17 protein-coding genes are annotated in these 18,177 nt (G+C 63.4%); 4 read left to right on the top strand and 13 right to left on the bottom strand.

Annotated features, from left to right (window positions below; all coding sequences use genetic code 11):
• Positions 1 to 65: 65 nt before the first annotated feature.
• Positions 66 to 500, top strand: a complete 435-nt coding sequence (locus IPF49_08575; protein ID MBK6287665.1) for a CBS domain-containing protein — start codon at positions 66 to 68, stop codon at positions 498 to 500.
• A gap of 9 nt (positions 501 to 509) precedes the next feature.
• Here IPF49_08575 and nuoN read toward each other — a convergent pair whose 3' ends face one another.
• From nuoN to IPF49_08510, 13 genes are read right to left on the bottom strand one after another with little or no spacing between them, the layout of a single operon-like run.
• Positions 510 to 1,937 carry an NADH-quinone oxidoreductase subunit NuoN gene (nuoN, locus tag IPF49_08570; protein MBK6287664.1) on the bottom strand — a complete coding sequence of 476 codons (1,428 nt, stop codon included), beginning with the start codon at positions 1,935 to 1,937 and terminating at the stop codon, positions 510 to 512.
• On the bottom strand, positions 1,934 to 3,466 hold the full coding sequence (gene nuoM / locus IPF49_08565) for an NADH-quinone oxidoreductase subunit M (protein ID MBK6287663.1): 1,533 nt from the start codon (positions 3,464 to 3,466) through the stop codon (positions 1,934 to 1,936). The genes nuoN and nuoM overlap by 4 nt, the downstream gene beginning before the upstream one ends.
• Before the next feature lie 15 nt (positions 3,467 to 3,481).
• On the bottom strand, positions 3,482 to 5,317 hold the full coding sequence (gene nuoL / locus IPF49_08560) for an NADH-quinone oxidoreductase subunit L (protein ID MBK6287662.1): 1,836 nt from the start codon (positions 5,315 to 5,317) through the stop codon (positions 3,482 to 3,484).
• Positions 5,314 to 5,631 (bottom strand): NADH-quinone oxidoreductase subunit NuoK, encoded by a 318-nt coding sequence (gene nuoK / locus IPF49_08555; GenBank protein ID MBK6287661.1) that lies wholly within the window; start codon positions 5,629 to 5,631, stop codon positions 5,314 to 5,316. The genes nuoL and nuoK overlap by 4 nt, the downstream gene beginning before the upstream one ends.
• Before the next feature lie 37 nt (positions 5,632 to 5,668).
• Positions 5,669 to 6,160 carry an NADH-quinone oxidoreductase subunit J gene (gene nuoJ / locus IPF49_08550; protein ID MBK6287660.1) on the bottom strand — a complete coding sequence of 164 codons (492 nt, stop codon included), beginning with the start codon at positions 6,158 to 6,160 and terminating at the stop codon, positions 5,669 to 5,671.
• Positions 6,161 to 6,172: 12 nt separating this feature from the next.
• On the bottom strand, positions 6,173 to 6,718 hold the full coding sequence (gene nuoI, locus IPF49_08545; GenBank protein MBK6287659.1) for an NADH-quinone oxidoreductase subunit NuoI: 546 nt from the start codon (positions 6,716 to 6,718) through the stop codon (positions 6,173 to 6,175).
• A 3-nt stretch (positions 6,719 to 6,721) separates the two neighbouring features.
• Positions 6,722 to 7,702: an NADH-quinone oxidoreductase subunit NuoH gene (gene nuoH, locus IPF49_08540; protein ID MBK6287658.1), complete on the bottom strand. Its 981-nt coding sequence runs from the start codon at positions 7,700 to 7,702 to the stop codon at positions 6,722 to 6,724.
• A complete protein-coding gene (gene nuoG, locus IPF49_08535; GenBank protein ID MBK6287657.1) occupies positions 7,699 to 10,410 on the bottom strand; it encodes an NADH-quinone oxidoreductase subunit NuoG in 2,712 nt (903 codons plus the stop codon). The genes nuoH and nuoG overlap by 4 nt, the downstream gene beginning before the upstream one ends.
• Entirely contained in the window at positions 10,410 to 11,729 is a 1,320-nt protein-coding gene (nuoF, locus tag IPF49_08530) for an NADH-quinone oxidoreductase subunit NuoF (GenBank protein MBK6287656.1), read from the bottom strand. The genes nuoG and nuoF overlap by 1 nt, the downstream gene beginning before the upstream one ends.
• Positions 11,726 to 12,259: an NADH-quinone oxidoreductase subunit NuoE gene (gene nuoE, locus IPF49_08525; protein ID MBK6287655.1), complete on the bottom strand. Its 534-nt coding sequence runs from the start codon at positions 12,257 to 12,259 to the stop codon at positions 11,726 to 11,728. Before nuoE ends, nuoF begins: the two co-directional genes overlap by 4 nt.
• Positions 12,246 to 14,021 (bottom strand): NADH-quinone oxidoreductase subunit C/D, encoded by a 1,776-nt coding sequence (gene nuoC, locus IPF49_08520; GenBank protein ID MBK6287654.1) that lies wholly within the window; start codon positions 14,019 to 14,021, stop codon positions 12,246 to 12,248. Before nuoC ends, nuoE begins: the two co-directional genes overlap by 14 nt.
• Positions 14,022 to 14,064: 43 nt before the next feature.
• Positions 14,065 to 14,727: an NADH-quinone oxidoreductase subunit B gene (locus tag IPF49_08515; GenBank protein MBK6287653.1), complete on the bottom strand. Its 663-nt coding sequence runs from the start codon at positions 14,725 to 14,727 to the stop codon at positions 14,065 to 14,067.
• Positions 14,728 to 14,734: 7 nt separating this feature from the next.
• Positions 14,735 to 15,139, bottom strand: coding sequence for an NADH-quinone oxidoreductase subunit A (locus tag IPF49_08510; GenBank protein MBK6287652.1), 405 nt, complete (start codon positions 15,137 to 15,139; stop codon positions 14,735 to 14,737).
• A 389-nt stretch (positions 15,140 to 15,528) separates the two neighbouring features.
• On the opposite strand from IPF49_08510, the gene IPF49_08505 reads away from it, so the two are divergent.
• From IPF49_08505 to IPF49_08495, 3 genes are all read left to right on the top strand, one after another.
• A complete protein-coding gene (locus tag IPF49_08505; GenBank protein ID MBK6287651.1) occupies positions 15,529 to 16,272 on the top strand; it encodes a DUF3450 domain-containing protein in 744 nt (247 codons plus the stop codon).
• Entirely contained in the window at positions 16,269 to 17,663 is a 1,395-nt protein-coding gene (locus IPF49_08500) for a MotA/TolQ/ExbB proton channel family protein (GenBank protein MBK6287650.1), read from the top strand. The genes IPF49_08505 and IPF49_08500 overlap by 4 nt, the downstream gene beginning before the upstream one ends.
• Positions 17,664 to 17,748: 85 nt before the next feature.
• Entirely contained in the window at positions 17,749 to 18,177 is a 429-nt protein-coding gene (locus IPF49_08495) for a MotA/TolQ/ExbB proton channel family protein (protein MBK6287649.1), read from the top strand.

Raw genomic sequence — 18,177 nt, 5'->3', positions numbered from 1 at the left:
GTCAGCCCCGCCGCGTTTGGTCCATGATGTGACAAGCGTGCACGATCGCTTGTTCCGGGGGCACCATGCCGACAGTCAAACAGATTCTCGCGGCCAAGTCCGCCGGCGTCAGAACCATCGAGGCCACGCATACCGTATACGCTGCGGTGACTCTTCTCGCAGCCTACGAGATCGGTGCGCTGGTGGTGGTCGAGGGCAGCCGCGCGGTGGGGATTTTTTCGGAACGCGATTATGCCCGCAAGGGCATTCTCAAGGCGCGTCGGGCGCACGAGACGCTGGTGAGCGAACTGATGAGCTCCCCGCTGATCACGGTGCTGCCCGATCAGCCAATGGAAGATTGCATGCAACTGATGACCGAGCGGCACATCCGCCATTTGCCGGTCATGGACGGCGAGGAACTGGTTGGCATGGTCACGATCGGGGACGTGGTGATGCACACCATCCGCCAGCAGCAGAGCACGATCGAGCAGCTCGAAGGCTACATCATCGGCAAGTACTGATGCACTTGCTCAGCGCAGCAGCTCGAGCAGCGGTTGTGGGTAAAGTCCGATCGCCAGCGTGAACGCCGCCAGCGCCAGGGTCAGGATCCCGCCCGAATGCTGGCCCCAGTCGCGTTCGGCATCCAGGCGCCGCCTGCCAGGTGGCGCAAGAAAAAGCGTCGTCATCACCCGCAGGTAGTAATAGATTCCGATTGCGCTGCCCACCACCAGCGCCGCGAGCAGCCACCACATGCTGGCCTTGAACGTGGTCGCAATCACATAGAACTTGGCGATGAATCCCGCGGTCAGTGGTATGCCTGCCAGCGACAGCACCGATACGGTCATCACCGCCGCCAGCAACGGGCGCTGCCAGAACAAGCCGCGCAGATCGCCAAGCCCCTGCGCATCATCGCCGCGATAGGGCGAGGAGAGCAGCGTCAGGACGCCGAAAGCGCCGAGCGTGGCCGCCATGTACGTGAGCAGGTAGAGCAATACTGCCTCGCGGCTGAGTTCGTTGCCGGCCACGATCGCGGCCAGCATATAGCCGAAGTGCGCGATGGAAGAATAGCCGAGCAGCCGTTTCAGGTTGTTCTGCTGCAACGCCAGCAGGTTGCCGCCGATGATCGATACCGCGGCAAGAACCGCAAGCATGGCGTGAAACAGCGGTGCGGCGGCGATTTCCATCGCGTTCCACCAGCGCAACAGCACCAGCATCACCGCGATCTTGCTGACCGTGGCCAGAAATGCGCCGACCGGGGCCGGTGCGCCGTGGTACACGTCAGGCGTCCACAGGTGAAACGGTACCAGCGAGAGCTTGAAGGCGATGCCGATCAGCATCATGGCCACACCCGTGGCGACCAGCGGCGCCTCGAGCTGCCCGCTGCCGTGCAGCGCGCGGAATTCGAGCGAGCCGGTGTGCGCGTAGATCAGTGCCATCCCGAACAACAGGAACGTGGATGCCCCGGCCGAAAGCACCAGGTATTTCAGGGCGGCCTCCAGCGAGCGCTTGTCACGGTAGATATACCCGACCATTCCATATATCGGGACCGACATCAGCTCGAGCCCGATGAAGAACGACATCAGGTGTTGCGCGCTGACCAGCACCAGTGCTCCGGAAGCCGCAATCAGCAGCATCAGGTACATCTCTTCGCGGTTGTCGTTCAGGCCCTCGAGGTAGGCATGGCACAGCGTGGCGCAGCCGAGCGTCGAAACCAGCACCGCGCAGGTGCCGAACAGTGAATACTGGTCGTGGACCAGGAGGCCGGTGATGGCCAGCGCGTCCGGTATCTGCTCGCGCGCGACAAAGGTTGCCAGCAGCGCGGCATTGAGTCCGACCACGGTCAGCGTGGCGTTGAAGAAATGGTGGCGGCGTACGGACACCGAGATCATGACCACGACCGCGGTCGCAACCGTGATCAACAGCGGTGACAGCGCCAGGAAATGCTGGGATCCGATCATCGTGGCACGCTCGCGTGGGTTTGGCTGGCGGGTGGCACATAGATCTGCTGCACCCGCGCCACCGGAGCGGAGGCCATGTCGAGTACCGGTTGCGGATAGATGCCAAGTGCGATGATGCCGCCGACCAGGCTGAGAAGCATCGCCAGTTCGCGCAGCGAGGGTCCGGTGACAGGCGCGTCCGAGCGTGCCGGTCCGAACATGCTGCGATGCACCAGGGCCAGCGAATAGGCCGAGGCGAATACCAGCCCGCCGGTGGCGAGCGCGACCACCAGCGGTGCCGCGGTGTAGCTGCCGGCGAGAATCAGGAATTCACCGATGAAATTGCCGGTGCCCGGCAGGCCGAGCGAGGCGGCGGCAAAGAACATCGCCATCGCGGGCAGCCATGGCAGGCGTGCCCACAGCCCGCCCATCTGGCGCATGTCGCGGGTATGCAGGCGTTCGTAGAGCTGGCCGCAGAGAATGAACAGTGCCGAGGCCGATAGGCCATGCGCGATCATCTGCACCACCGTGCCCTGCAGTGCCATCGCGCTACCGGCGTAAATTCCGATCAGCACATAGCCCATATGCGAGATCGATGTGTAGGCAACCATGCGTTTGATGTCGGTCTGCGCGAAGGCCTGAAACGCGCCATAGAAGATGCCGCCCAGACCCAGCCACATCGCGACCGGGGCAAAGCTGGCCGATGACTCCGGAAACAGTGGCAGCGCAAAACGCAGCAGTCCGTAGGCGGCAGTCTTCAGCAGCAGACCGGCCAGATCGACCGAGCCCGCGGTTGGTGCCTGGGAGTGCGCATCCGGCAGCCAGCCATGCAGCGGAACCACCGGCAGCTTGACCGCGAACGCGACAAAGAAACCGAGCATCAGCAGGAATTCGAACCCGGGCGCCAGGGACGTGCCGCGCAGCACCTCGTAATCGAAGCTCAGCACCCCGGTGATATCGGCGTGCGCAAACGCGAGTCCCAGAATCGACAACAGCATCACCAGTCCGGACGCCTGGGTGTAGATGAAAAACTTGGTTGCGGCCGAGATACGCGATTTTCCCGAGGAGGCGCGATGTCCCCACAGTGCAATCAGGAAATACATCGGCACCAGCATCATTTCCCAGAACAGGAAAAACAGGAACAGGTCGAGCGCGAGGAATACGCCGATCACGCCACCGAGAATCCACAGCAGGTTGAGGTGGAAGAAACCGGTGCTGCGCTGGATCTCGCGCCACGAGCACAGGATCGAGAGAATGCCGATAAACCCGGTGAGGATCACCAGGGCCAGCGACAGGCCGTCCACGCCAAGGTGCAGGCTGATGCCGAGGTGCGGAATCCACGCTTGCCTGAATTGCATCTGCCACTGGGGCGCATCGTGAATGCCACGTGCAAGGCTGTAGTCGCCGACCGACCACAGCCACAATGACAGCGCGAATACGGTGAGCATTGTCAGCAGCGCGATCCAGCGCGGCAGGTTGCCGAAACGATCGCTCTGCCAGCACAGCAGCCCGCCGATCAGGGGAATCAGAATCAGCCAGGCGAGCAGCATGTCCCTTGTGCTTCCTTATGAAAGGGTGATCACGACGGCGCCGAGTACCAGCACCGCGCCGATTGCCATGGAGGCGACGTACCAGCGCAGCTTGCCGGTTTGGGGCAGCACCACCATCCGGTTCAGCGCGCGCACCGCGGACGGTATCAGGGTCATCGTGCCGTCGAGCACATCACGTCGCCCCTGACGCGCCGCGAACAGGAACGGTCGCACCAGAATCAATCGGTACAGCGCATCGAAACCGAAGGCATGCAGCCACCAGTTGCCGATGAAGCGGCCGGCAGCGCTTTGCGCGATGGCGTTCACCAGTCGGCGCCGGCCGAGGAACAGCAACGCCGCGAGCGCTATGCCGCCGATGCCGACCACGGCGGATGCGAGCTCGACCGCATGCTTTGCTTCGCCGCCCGCGGCACCGGGCGAGGGCGGCAGCACCGTGCCAAGCGGCGGATGAATCAGCGCGCCGATCCCGGTGGACAGCACCAGCAGGCTCAGCAGGGGCAAATGATGCGCGATGCCATGGCCGGCGTGTGCCGCGGTTTTCTCCGCGCCGTGAAACACCGTGAAAATCAGCCTGAAGGTGTAGAGCGAGGTCAGCAGCGCGCCCGCCAGCCCGGCAAAAAACAGGTGGCGGTTGCCTCCGGCCCAGGCCGACCAGAGTATTTCGTCCTTGGAAAAGAAGCCTGCGGTCACGAAGGGCAGCGCGCACAGCGCGGAGCCGCCCACCAGGAAACAGGCGTATTCGAGCGGCAGTCGCTTGCGCAGGCCGCCCATCCGGAATATGTCCTGCTGGTGATGGCAGGCGACGATCACCGCGCCGGCCGACAGGAACAGCAGCGCCTTGAAGAACGCATGCGTCATCAGGTGAAAGATGGCCGCCGACCACGCGCCGGCGCCGAGCGCGAGGAACATGTAGCCGATCTGGCTCATCGTCGAGTAGGCGAGCACGCGCTTGATATCGGTCTGCACCAGCGCGCACAGACCCGCGATCAGCAGCGTCACCGCGCCGATGTTTCCGACCAGTGCGAGCACCGCGGGCGCAAGCAGGAACAGTCCGTGGGTGCGCGCGACCAGGTACACGCCGGCAGTCACCATGGTTGCGGCATGGATCAGCGCCGAGACCGGCGTGGGGCCGGCCATCGCATCCGCGAGCCAGGTTTGCAGCGGCAGCTGTGCCGATTTGCCCACCGCGCCGCCAAGCAGCAGCAAGGTGGCAAGAGTGATCAGGGTGTCGCCGCTGTGGAAGTGCAGTGGCGCGCGGACCATCAGCTCCTGTATGTCCAGGGTGCCGAGTTCGGCCAGCAGGATGAACATGCCGATGGCCATGAACACATCGCCGACCCGCGTGACGATGAAAGCCTTGATTGCCGCGTTGCCGTTGGCGACCGTACGGTAATAAAAGCCGATCAGCAGATAGGAGCACATCCCGACGCCTTCCCAGCCGAGATAGAGAAACACCAGGTTGTCGCCCAGCACCAGCATCACCATGCTGGAAACGAACAGGTTCATGTACGCGAAAAAGCGGGTGTAGCCCTCTTCGCCGCGCATGTACCAGGAGGCGAACAGATGGATCAGGAAACCGACACCGGTGATCACGCCGAGCATCGTGAGCGACAGACCATCGAGGTACAGTCCCAGCCGGGGAGCAAAGTCGCCGATCTCCATCCAGGTCCACAGTGTCTGGGTGTAGGGGCCGGAAAACCGCGCAGCCAGCAATGCCGTGGTGAGCGCGCTGATGCCGATCGAGCCGACACCGATAACGGCTGCTTTCGTCTCGGACAAGCGGCCGCGCGCGAACGCCAGTATCGTGTAGCCGATCAGCGGCGCAAGAAAGGTCAGGAACAGCAGGTTCATCCGTGCATCTCGCTGACGACGTCGACATCCAGGGTCTGGTAGCGGCGATAGAGTTGCAGCAGCAGCGCGAGCCCGATGGAGGCTTCGGCTGCGGCCAGGGTCAGAACCAGGATGAACATGATCTGCCCGTCGGCGTTCAGCCAGCGGCTGCCGCCGACCACGAAAGCCAGCGCCACCGCATTGGTCATGATTTCCAGGGACATCAGCATGAACAGGAAATTGCGGCGCACCATCAAGCCTGCGAGACCGGTGCAGAACAGCACTGCAGCCAGCATCAAGCCGTGTTCGAGCGGGATCGAGGCCGCTTCAATCATTGCTTTCTTCCCTGGGCAGCGATGCCTGTGGTGGCGTTCATCGCTGGTCGTCCCGTCCGAGATGATAGGCCACCACGAGTGCGCCGAGCAGCAGCAACGAGGCGAGCTCGACTGCCAGCAGGTAGGGACCGAACAGCGCGATGCCTACCTCCTTGGGACTCACCGTGCCAGACCCTATTGCTCCTTCCGCGCCGAGCATTGCATCGAGCAGCGCGGCCAGCACCAGTGCGGCGAGCAGCATCGGGCCGATCCATGCCGAGGGTTTCAGCCACTGCCGTTCGCGCTCGACGGTGTCGGGCCCCAGATTCAGCATCATCACCACGAACACGAACAGCACCAGGATCGCGCCCGCATAGACAATGATTTCGAGCGCGCCCGCGAACGGGGCGCCGAGTGCGAAGAAAATTCCGGATACCGCGAGCAATGACACGATCAGGTACAGCAGCGCATGCACCGGGTTGCGATTGCCGACCACCAGCAGCGTCGAGACGATCGCCACCAGCGCACAGGTATAAAACGTCAGTTCCACCTTGGAAACCTCCTACGGCAGCAGCGTGCGCACATCGATCGGCTGCGCCTCGCATTGTGCCGCCCCCTTGGGTTTGCCCGCGATCGAAAGCCCGGCCAGGCGATAGAAGTTGTAATCGGGATTCTTGCCGGTACCCGCAATCAGCAGATCGTGCTTTTCATAGACCAGGTCCTGGCGCTTGTACTCGGCGAGTTCGAAATCCGGAGTCAACTGGATTGCAGTGGTCGGGCAAGCCTCCTCGCACATGCCGCAAAAGATGCAGCGCGAGAAATTGATCCTGAAGAACTCGGGGTACCAGCGACCGTCATCGGTTTCGGCCTTCTGCAGCGAGATGCAACCGACCGGACAGGCTACCGCACACAGATTGCAGGCGACGCAGCGCTCATCGCCATCGGGGTCGCGCGTCAGGACGATCCGTCCGCGATAGCGGGGTGGCAGATACACCGCCTGCTCGGGATACTGGATCGTTGCGCGTTTGCGGAATGCGCGCATGAAGATCATCCACATGCTGCGCAGATTGGTCCCGAACCCGATGAGTATGCGCGCCGGTAGATTCATGGTTCAGCCCTTTGCCAGCAGCACGACGCCGGTGAGCAGCAGATTGAGCAGCGTGACCGGCAGGCACACCATCCACCCGGCCGCCATCAGGTGGTCGTAGCGCGGGCGTGGCAGTGCCGCGCGCAACAGGATGAACAGGGTCACGAAGAACAGGGTCTTGATCACGAACCAGAATACCGCCAGCCATTGCGGTCCCGGTCCCAGCCAGCCGCCGAGAAACAGCGTGGTGAGCAATGCCGAGACCACCACCACGCCCACGTATTCACCAACGAAAAACAGCGCCCATTTCATCCCCGCGTACTCGGTGTGATAGCCGGCGGCGAGTTCCTGCTCGGCTTCGGGCAGGTCGAAGGGGCTGCGGTGCGTCACCGCGACACCGGCCAGGGCAAAGGTGATGAAACCGAAAAACTGCGGCACGATGAACCACAGATCGCGTTGTGCCTCGACGATCGCGCGCATGTTGAACGAGCCGGCCTGTGCCACCACACCCATCAGCGCCAGCCCCATGAAGACTTCGTAGCTCACGGTCTGGGCCGCCGAGCGCAGGCCGCCGATCAACGCGTACTTGCTGTTGCTCGACCAGCCCGCGAACAGCACCGCGTATACCGCGAGCCCCGCCATCGCCATGAAAAACAGGATGCCGATATCGAAATCCGCGACCCCCCAGGTGGGAGTGATGGGCACGATGCAATAGGAGATCAGCAGTGCACTCATCGCGATCACCGGTGCGATCAGGAACGTGAGGCGGTCGGCGAAAGGCGGAATCCAGTCTTCCTTGAACAGCATCTTCACCACGTCGGCCGGCAGTTGCCAGATACCGAATGGCCCGACGCGGTTGGGTCCGTAGCGATCCTGCCACAATGCCAGCACTCGCCGCTCGATGAAACTCAGGTAGGCCGCAAACAACACCGAAACCAGCAGGATGATAACGGCCTTGGTGACGGCCCATGCGATGCTCAGCAGTGCCGGCGTGAACAGGCTCACGAATCACCCCCCCTGGCTACGCTGCCGGTGGCCGCGACGAACGCGAATGGAGCATCGGGCAAGCCGAACGGGATCCCGAGTGCGCCTTCGGCAAGATCCGGATGCAACGCCAGCGGCGCGTTGTAGCGAACCGCGCCGACGCGAACCGAAACCGTGTCGCCGTCCTTCAGTTCCAGCCGTTCGGCGTCGCGCGGGTTCAGCGCGACGTAGACGGCAGGAATGTTCGCAGTCGTCACGACGGCACGCGCCGACAATTCCTCGCTGCCGAAAATATGATACAGCGGCGCGACCTGCAGCCCCGGCCCGTGTGGTGCCGGTGCCGCCGCATAGGGACGCGTGCCGTCGGCCTCGATCAGGCGTTTGCCGGGATCGCCCGCGCTCAGCCGGCCGCCAACCTCGTCCTGGAACTTGTTCCAGGCCTGCGGCGAGTTCCAGCCGGGTGTCCAGGCAAACGGAATCAGTGCGCCGGGCTCCTCGGGTCCGCCATAACCCTCCATCGAGAACGCCAGCGCGCTGTCGACATCCTGCGGCGCCCGCACCTCGTGCACCGACACATTGGCACGCATCGCGGTGCGCCCCGAATAGCGGTTCGGCTGACGCGCGATGCGTTTGCCCTCCACGCGCTCGCCGGCACCCGGCGCGGCCTCGATGATGCCCGCCAGGTCGGGATGGGCCTGCGCGCAGGCGGCCGTGATCTGGTCGAGCGTGTCCCACGCCTGCGGTGCGCGGTGGGTGGCTCCCGCAAGCGCGCCGAGCCAGCGCCAGCTCTCGCGGATCTGGGTCGCGAGGTTGTAGTAGGCGGGGTCGTAGACCTGGAAGAAGCGTTGCGCGCGGCCTTCGCTGCTCACCAGGGTGCCATCGCCTTCGGCGAAACTCGCGGCCGGGAGTACCACGTGCGCCTGTCCGGCGGTGGCGCCGAGTTGATGATCGATGACCAGCACGCAGCGCGCTCGCGCCAGCGCCGCATCGACCAGCGCGTGCTCCGCGCGACGGTACAGATCGTTCTCGAGTACCACGACCACGCTCGACTCGTCGATCGATTGCAGCGCGGTGCTGACCGAGTGCCCGCCGAGCATCGCGATTCCGAGGCTGTTGGCCTCGGGCAACGCCAGTGACAGTGCCGGTTCGCTGCCGCGGGCCTTCAGGGCCCGGGCGATATTGGCGGCGGCATCGAGGATCGCAGCCGAGCGCAACCCGGTTCCGGTCACGATCAGCGGTTTGCGTGCCGCGCCCAGGGCCGTTGCGATGCGCTGCGCCAGTTCCGCGACACCGGCGTCGGCGTCGGCGTCGGCGCAGGACGGCGCCGCGGCATCGAGTGCGTGCGCGATAGCAAAACCCAGCGTGGCGATGCGCTCCGGAGTTCCCCGCCAACAAACGCTGGCGGCATCGTCAAGGCGCGTATGGTCGACGCTCGCGATGTAGAGCGGGTGCCGTTCGTGCTGGGCAATATTGGCGAGCGCCTCGGCCTGCCACGCGCATATTTTCTTGTCGGCTGCGAGTTCGGCGGCACGACCGCGCACCGCCTGGCGCAATGCGAGCGCAATGCGCGGTGCGGTCTGCGTGACGTCCTCCCCGAGCACCAGTATCGCGTCGTGATCCTCGATTTCGCGCAATGACGGAGTGCGGGCCGCGCCGTTACGCAGGATTTCCAGCGAACGGGCGAGCAGGGACGTCTCGGCCTCGTCCATGCCACAGCTGAAGCTGTCCGCGCCGACCAGCTGCAGGAGCGCGAAATTGGCTTCGATGCTGGCACGCGGAGAGCCGATTCCGACCAGGCGCGCGGCGTCGCGCACGGTATCCGCGAGGCGGTTCAGCTCGCCCTGTGCCGAGGCGGCCTCGTACTCGGTGCCGGCACGCGCCAGCATCTGGCGCGGACGGTCGGCGCGGTTGACGTAGCCATAACCGAAGCGGCCGCGATCGCACAGGAAGTAGTGATTCACTGCTCCGTTGTAGCGGTTCTCGATGCGGCGCAGTTCGCCGTAGCGTTCGCCCGGACTGGTGTTGCAGCCCACTGCGCATTGCTGGCAGACACTGGGCGCGAACTGCATATCCCATTTGCGGTTGTAGCGCGCGGAGTGGGTCTTGTCGGTGAACACGCCGGTCGGGCACACCTCGGTGAGGTTGCCCGAGAACTCGCTCTCGAGCTGGCCGTCCGCAACCCGTCCGAAATAGACGTTGTCATGCGCGCCGAACACGCCGAGATCGCCACCGTCCGCATAATCGTTGTAATAACGCACGCAGCGATAGCACGCTATGCAGCGGTTCATCTCGTGATTGACGAACGGCCCGAGTTCCTGGTTTTGGTGGGTACGTTTGGTGAAGCGGTAGCGGCGCGTGTTTTGCCCGGCCATCACCGTCATGTCCTGCAGATGGCAATGACCTCCTTCCTCGCACACCGGGCAATCGTGCGGATGATTGACCATCAGCCATTCGATCACGCTCTTGCGAAACTCCTTCGCCTCGGCGTCCGCGATCGAGATATAGGTGTTGTCAAAGGCCTGCGTCATGCACGACATGACCAGCCGTCCCTGCTGGTCGTCGGCGTCGCGGTACATCTTGACGGCACACTGGCGGCAGGCGCCCACCGAGCCCAGTGCCGGATGCCAGCAGAAATACGGCACGTCGAGACCGAGCGACAGGCAGGCATGCAGCAGGTTGTCGGCGCCGTCGACTTCGTAGCGCTTGCCGTCGATATGGATGATCGCCATCAGGCGTGACCCCCGCTGGCGACGCGGTGATCGTGGTGGCGGATGCCACGCTCGAACTCGCCGCGGAAAAAGCGGATCGCGCTCTGCAAGGGTTCCGCGGCCCCCGGCGCCAGTGCGCAGTAGGTCTTGCCCGGCCCCAGCAGGCGGCTGAGGTCCTCGAGCAATTCGATGTCGCCGGGCGCCCCCTCACCCCGTTCGATCGCGCGCAACAGTTTCTCGGCCCATGGCAGTCCGTCACGACAGGGGGTGCACCAGCCGCAGGATTCGCGCGCGAAAAATTCCTCGATATTGCGAACCACCGCAACCATGTCCTGCTTGTGATCCACCACCGTGATCAGGCCGGTACCCATGCGGCTGCGTGCCTTGGCGATGGTGTCATAGTCCATCGCGAGGTCGAGGTGTTCGGGCAACAGGAAATCGGTCGAGGCGCCACCGGGCAGCCAGGCTTTCAGGCGCAATCCGTCCTGCATTCCCCCGGCGTGTTCCTCGAGAATTTCCCGCGCCGTGGTCCCCATCGGCAGTTCCCACAACCCGGTGCGGCAGGCGCGCCCGGACACCCCGAACAGCTTGGTGCCGCCATCGGTGCTCCTGTTGCTGGAGAGGCCGGTGAACCAGTCGGCGCCATGAAGCACGATATCGGGGATATTGCACAGCGTTTCGACATTGTTGACGATGGTCGGCCTGCCCCAGGCGCCGGCGATCTGCGGAAACGGGGGCTTGGCGCGCGGGTTGGCACGGCGGCCCTCCAGCGCATTGATCAGGGCCGTCTCCTCGCCGCAGATGTAGCGTCCCGCACCAGTGTGCAGGAACAGATCGAAGTCCCAGCCCGATCCGCGAATGTTCGCGCCCAGGTAGCCGCGTTCGCGCGCTGCCGCCAGGGCGCGGGTCAGGCGCTCGGCAGCTTCTATATATTCGCCGCGCAGAAAGATGTATCCGCGGCTTGCCTGGATCGCGTAGGCTGCCACGATCATCGATTCGATCAGCAGATGCGGCAACTGCTCGAGCAGCATGCGGTCCTTGAAAGTTCCGGGTTCCATCTCGTCGGCATTGCACAGCAGGTATTTCACACCCGCATCGGGCCCCATCGGCACCAGGCTCCACTTGATGCCGGTCGGAAAGCCGGCGCCACCGCGCCCACGCAAACCCGAATCCTTCATCAGTTGTGTCACATCGCCCGGCTGCATGCTGCCCAGCGCCTTGCGTACGGCGGCATAACCGTCGAGCGCCTCGTAGGCGGCGATATCGAGCACCGGCGCGCCGTGCTGCAGCCGCCAGGTAAGCGGGTGCGTTTCGCGCTGCGGCCGGTAATCCGCGCTCATCGGTAACGCTCCAGCAACGCCGGCACCTGTTCGGGTGCAACCGGTCCGTGGGTGTCGTCATCGATCATCAGCGTCGGCCCCTTGTCGCAATTGCCGAGGCAGCATACCGGCAGCAGGGTGAAGCGTTCGTCCGTCGTGGTTGCACCATAACCGATGCCGGTGTGCGCGACGATGGCCTGCTTCAGCGCTTCCTGGCCGGTCAGGAAACAGGCGATGCTGTCGCATACCTTGATCACGTGACGCCCGACCGGCTGACGGAAGATCATGTTGTAGAACGTTGCCACGCCCTCGATATCGGCTGCGGAAATGCCGAGTACGGTGGCAAGCGCCTCGATCGCACCGTCGGCGACCCAGCCGTGGGCGGCCTGCACGATTTTCAGCGCCTCGATGGAGGCCGCGCGTGGGTCCTCGTAATGCCCCATCTCGTGATGGATGGCTGCGAGTTCGCCAGCCGACAGCGTGAAGCCGCCGTTGCTGCTCGCAATCAGGCTGCCCGCCCGCGGGGGTGAAGGTGTGCTATCTGTCGACATCGGCCATCACGAAATCAATGCTGGCGAGATAGGCTATCAGGTCCGCGATCAAGCTGCCCCGGATTACCGAGGGGATCTGCTGCAGGTGCGCGAAGCTTGGGGTGCGAATCCGCGTTCGGTAACTCATGGTGCCGCCATCCGAGTTCAGGTAGTAGCTGTTGATTCCCTTGGTGGCCTCGATCATCTGGCAGCACTCGCCGGCCGGAATCACCGGGCCCCAGGACACCCCGAGAAAATGGTTGATCAGCGTTTCGATGTGTACGAGCGTACGTTCCTTCGGCGGCGGAGTGGTCAGCGGGTGATCAGCCTTGTAGGCGCCGGCCGGCATGTTCTCGAGGCACTGGCGAATGATGCGCAGGCTCTGGCGCATTTCCTCGACGCGGATCGTGGCGCGGTCGTAGGCATCGCCGTTTTGCGTCAGCGGCACCTCGAATTCGAAGTTCTCGTAACCGGAGTAGGGCCGCGCCTTGCGCAGATCGAAGTCGACGCCGGTTGCCCGAAGGCCGCTGCCGGTAGTGCCCCATTCGATGGCCTGGGTGCTGTTGTAGGCCGCCACGCCGATGGTGCGCGAGCGCAGGATGCCGTTGCGCATTGCGGCCTTGTCGTACTCGTCGAGGCGTCCCGGCATCCAGTCGCAGAATTCGCGCACCAGGCGATCCCAGCCGGCGGGCAGGTCGTTCGTCACGCCGCCGATGCGATACCACGCCGGATGCATGCGCCCGCCGGTGATTGCCTCGATCACGTCGTAGGCTTTCATGCGGTCGGTGAAGATGAAGAAGATCGGCGACATGCCGCCCACGTCCTGGATGTAAGTGCCGAGGAACAGCAAGTGGCTGGTGATGCGGAACATTTCGGCAAGCATCACCCGGATGGTCTTCACCCGGTCCGGAACCTCGATGCCGGCGAGTTTCTCGACCGCGAGTACATAAGGGAGGTTGTTCATCACCCCGCCGAGATAGTCGATACGGTCGGTATAGGGGATATAGCTGTGCCAGGACTGGCGCTCGGCCATTTTCTCGGCACCGCGGTGGTGATAGCCGATATCCGGCACGCAGTCGACGATTTCCTCGCCGTTCAGTTGCAGCACGATGCGAAATGCGCCGTGTGCCGACGGGTGGTTGGGACCGAGGTTGAGGAACATGTAATCGGCGTGCGCCGAGTGCCGGCTCATGCCCCACTCCTCGGGTACGAAGCGCAGCGACTCCTGCTCCATGTCCTGCTTTGCGGCATCCAGCGCATACGGGTCGAATTCCGTGGCGCGCGCCGGGTAGTCCTTGCGTAACGGGTGTCCCTGCCAGGTGCGAGGCATCATGATGCGCTGCAGGTTCGGGTGACCGCTGAATTCGATTCCGAAAAGATCCCATACCTCGCGTTCGTACCAGTTCGCATTGGGCCAGATACCCGCCACGCTTGGTAACACGAGATCGGTTGCGGACAATGCCACCTTGATCCGCACATCGCGGTTTCGCTCCAGCGACAGCAGATGGTAGAACACGCTGTAATCCGCCTCCGGCAGCCCGTCGCGATGCACGCGCAGACGTTCGTCCGTGGCATGCAGGTCGTAGAGCATCGAAAAGGGTCGCGGCTGGCTGCGCAGGAACCGCAGTATCTCGGGCAACTGCTCGCGCGCCACCCAGGCGGTGGCCAGCCCGTCGGTGGTCGACTGGTAACAGAGGGCCTCGGCGCCAAAGTGCCGGTAGAGTTCGGCCATGACCTCCTGTTCGGCTCCCGGCAGCGAGGCCAGGGCTTCCCGGTGCTTCATGCGCGTGCTTGCCTGATCGATGATGGCACGTCGATTCCTCGGCTCAGATCCTGTCCGGTGTTCGAAGGGTGGTGGTTGCCATCCGCTTGTCGCGACGCAATTCCTTTTGCGAGGGCACTTCCAGCTTGTGGACGCCCTGGTCGCCAACCATCCAGGACAGCGGTCGGCGTTCGTTCGCGATCGAGTCCTGCAACAGCATCAGACCCTGCAGGAATGCCTCGGGGCGTGGCGGACAGCCCGGTATGTAAACATCGACCGGAAGAAACTTGTCGACGCCCTGTACTACCGAGTAGATATCGTACATGCCACCGGAATTGGCGCAGGAGCCCATCGAAATCACCCACCGCGGTTCCAGCATCTGCTCGTAGAGGCGCTGGATGACCGGTGCCATCTTGATGAAGCAGGTGCCGGCAATCACCATGAAGTCAGCCTGGCGCGGCGAGGCGCGTATCACCTCGGCGCCGAAACGCGCCACGTCATGCGGAGCGGTGAATGCGGTCGCCATCTCGACGTAGCAGCAGGACAGCCCAAAGTTGTAGGGCCAGAGCGAGTTCTTGCGGCCCCAACTCACCGCCTTCTGCAGCGTGTCTTCCAGCTTGCCCATGAAGACGCTGCGGTGCACCTGCTGGGCGAGCGGGTCACCCGCTTGCTCTGCCGTGCTCGGGAGCGGTGCGTCGGTGGCGATCGGTGTCAAGGTGTATTGCATCGTGACCTCAGCGCTCCGGCGGCCGGCGCCGTGTAACCGGCGCCCAGCGCAATGCGCCGATCCGCCACAGGTAGACCAGTCCCGCCAGCAAAATGAAAATGAAGGTTGCCGCCTCGATCAGGCCGGGCCAGCTGTTCTCGCGCAGCGACACGGCCCAGGCGTAGAGGTAAAGCGCCTCGACGTCGAAAATCACGAAGAACATCGCAACCAGGTAGAACTTCGCCGAAAGACGCAGATGCGCGCTCCCGACGGATACGATGCCTGACTCGAACGGCTCGATCTTGGCGCGTCCGCGGGTACGCCCGCCGAGCAGGGCTGAAATGCCCAGCATGGCGCCACACACAAAAAGAATTGCGAGCACGAAAATTGCAACGGCCCAGTTATGTGCGAGCGAATCGAGATTCTGGCTCATAAATACTGCCTGCAATTCCGGGCGAGTGGCGTGGAACCGCGCGCCGGACCTCCGTGGCTTGCCGATAGCGCGCCAGTATAGGGCACCAGAAGATTTCGCGAAAAGCAATTTTTATTCGGCCTTCGGTCGTGCCGTCATGTATGGTTTTTGATACATGTCATTTAATTAATTAATTGCTTGCCAGCCGCAAATCGCTCAATTACAGTAGGTCCCGCTGTCGTAGGCGCGAGCGGCTGACCCGCGCCTCAGAAGAAAATTAATGAAGGCCCCGGAATGTCGTTAAACCCGTTGTTTTCCATGGTTCCCGCAGAGTCGGACTCTTTGATCAGGAGGCGCTACCCGTCATGACCCCTTCCAACCACAGGATCACGAGGGCCCTGGCTCTTTTGATGTTTGCCGGCGCAGTGACTGCCCTCGCTGTCCCCGCAAATGCCCAGACGCTCGACAAGGCGCTGGCCGTGCAGGGCCAGGCCGACAAGGCAGCGGCTGAATCGCAGAAACGGATCAACGAGATCCGGGACCGCACGCAGGATGCTGCGAGCCGCTATGCGACCGCGCTCGCAGACTCCGAGAGTCTCGAGAAATACAACAAGCAGCTCGACAAGCAGGTCAGCGCGCAACGCGAGGAGATGACCTCGATCGAGGCTCAGCTGCTGCAGATCGAGACGACCAACCGTGAAGTCCAGCCGCTGATGCAGCGGATGGTCAACACGCTCGAGCGCTTCGTGGGGCTGGATGTGCCGTTCCTGCTGGCGGAGCGCACGCAGCGCGTGAAGACGCTGCAGGAAATCATGCCGCGCGCCGACGTGACGATCTCGGAGAAATACCGCCGTATCATCGAGGCCTACCAGATCGAGCTCGAGTACGGTCGCACGCTCGATACCTACGAAGGCCTGATCGGCACTGGAGCCGATACGCGTACCGTCTCGTTCGTGCGCCTGGGTCGCGTCGCGCTGATGTACCAGTCGCTCGATGGCGAGGAAACGGCCTACTGGGATGCGAAGAACAAGTCCTGGGTGGTTGACAACAGTTACGCCGACGCTGTCGCCGAGGCGCGCCGCGTAGCCAGGAAGGACGGGCCGCCCGAACTGCTGACCGTTCCTGTTCCCGCCCCCCAGGAGATACGGTCGTGAGCAAGTTGAGCAAGGTTTTCACCCATGTCGCGGCGCTGGTCCTGCTGCAGGCGGGAGCGTCCGCCATCGCCCAGGACACCCTGGATTCCCTGATGCAGGAAGTGGCGACGGTACGCGCCTCCGAGCAGCAGGTGTTCCAGGACCGTGCCGCCAAGTTCAATGCAGCCGCACCCGCGGAACAGCAAAGCATGCTGAATGAAGCGCAGGCCCGGCGCGAGACGCTGGCAGCGGCATCGGACGCCCTGTCCGCGAAGTTTTCCGCCAACGAGCTGAAGATCAACGAACTCGACAAGCAACTGCGCGAGAAGGCTTCCGCCCTTGGCCTCTCCGAGGTTTTCGGCCTGGCACGACAGGTCGCGGGCGATACCGCCACCGTGCTCGAGCAATCGCTGATCTCCACGCAGTTCCCCGCGGTCGAGGGTCAGCTCGACCGCGACGACTGGCTGCGCGCTTTTGCCACCTCCGCGGAAATTCCCACTACTTCCGACCTCGAACGGATGTGGTTCGAATTGCAGCGCGAGATGGTCGCGGGCGGGCAGGTCGCGAAGTACCAGACAAAAATCGTGGAGCCGGGTGGACAGTCGGTTGATGCCGAGGTGATCCGGATCGGTCCGTTCTCGGTTACCACGGGCGACAGGTTCCTCCAATATCTGCCGTCGCTGCAGTCGCTCAACGTCTACCCGCGCCAGCCACCGTCGGATATACGGCAGTACGCATCCGCGATTTCGTCGGCGAGCGATGGTTATGTGCAGGCGATCGTCGATTCTTCCCGTGGCGTGCTGATGGCGCTCTATGTGGAGCGCCCGACCTGGGGGCAGCGCATCGAGAACGGCGAGGACATCAACTACGTGATCCTGCTGGTGGGGTTCGTGGCCTTCCTGTGCTTCCTGGTCCAGCTTGTTTACCTGGTCGTGGTTCGCGTCGGCGTATCGGCACAGTTGAAGCATCTTGACAAACCGACCGCGAACAATCCGCTTGGTCGCGTGCTGCTTGCGTTCAAGGGCGATCCGAACAATATCGAACAGGACGCCGACGTTGCCGAGTTGCGAATCTCCGAGGCGGTTTTCCGCGAGGTGCCGAAGCTCGAGCGTTATCAGGCGCTGTTGCGGCTTTCGGTTGCCGCCGGCCCGCTGCTCGGCCTGATCGGTACGGTAATGGGCATGATCATGACCTTCCAGGCCATCACGGAGTCCGGTTCGAGCGATCCGAAGCTGATGGCCGAGGGTATCGGCGCGGCGATGATCGCGACGGTTCTGGGTCTTGGCATTGCGATACCGCTGTTGTTCGCCAATGCCCTGCTCACTTCCCTGTCCAAGGGAGTGACCCAGGTCATCGAGGAGCAGGCGGCCGGCATGCTGGCCGAGAGCATCGAGAGGCAGCGTCGTGGTTGAAAACATCCCGTTGTTGCGCGGCGTCATCCATCTGGTGGGAGATGGTGGTCCGTACGTCGCGTGGATTTTCGCGTCCGGCGTGCTGATGTGGGCGATGGTGATCGAGCGTTACTGGTATTTCCGCCGCATCCTGCCGCAGCAGGCCATGGAAATGCAGGCGCAGTGGAATGCGCGTACCGATCACAGTTCCTGGTGTGCCCGCCAGATCCGCCAGACGATGATCTCGCGGCTCAATGCGTCGATGACGGTGGGCTTCCCGGTATTGCAGGTGCTGGTGCCGATGTCACCCCTGCTCGGACTGATCGGTACCGTTACCGGCATGCTTGGCGTGTTCGATTCGATGGCGCTGCGCGGAAACGCGGATGCGCGCAGCATGGCGAGTGGCGTTTCGCAGGCGATGATCTGCACGATGACGGGGCTGGCGGTGAGCATCACCGGCCTTTACCCAGTGCATTATTTTCGCACCCGCGCCAGTCATGAAACTGAACTTCTAGCAGACAGGTTGCCATTGTAA

This window comes from Gammaproteobacteria bacterium, from assembly GCA_016705365.1.
Lineage (GTDB): Bacteria > Pseudomonadota > Gammaproteobacteria > Pseudomonadales > UBA5518 > UBA5518.
Note: the sequence above shows the minus strand (reverse complement) of the source record. Positions and strands in the feature narration are given on the sequence as shown.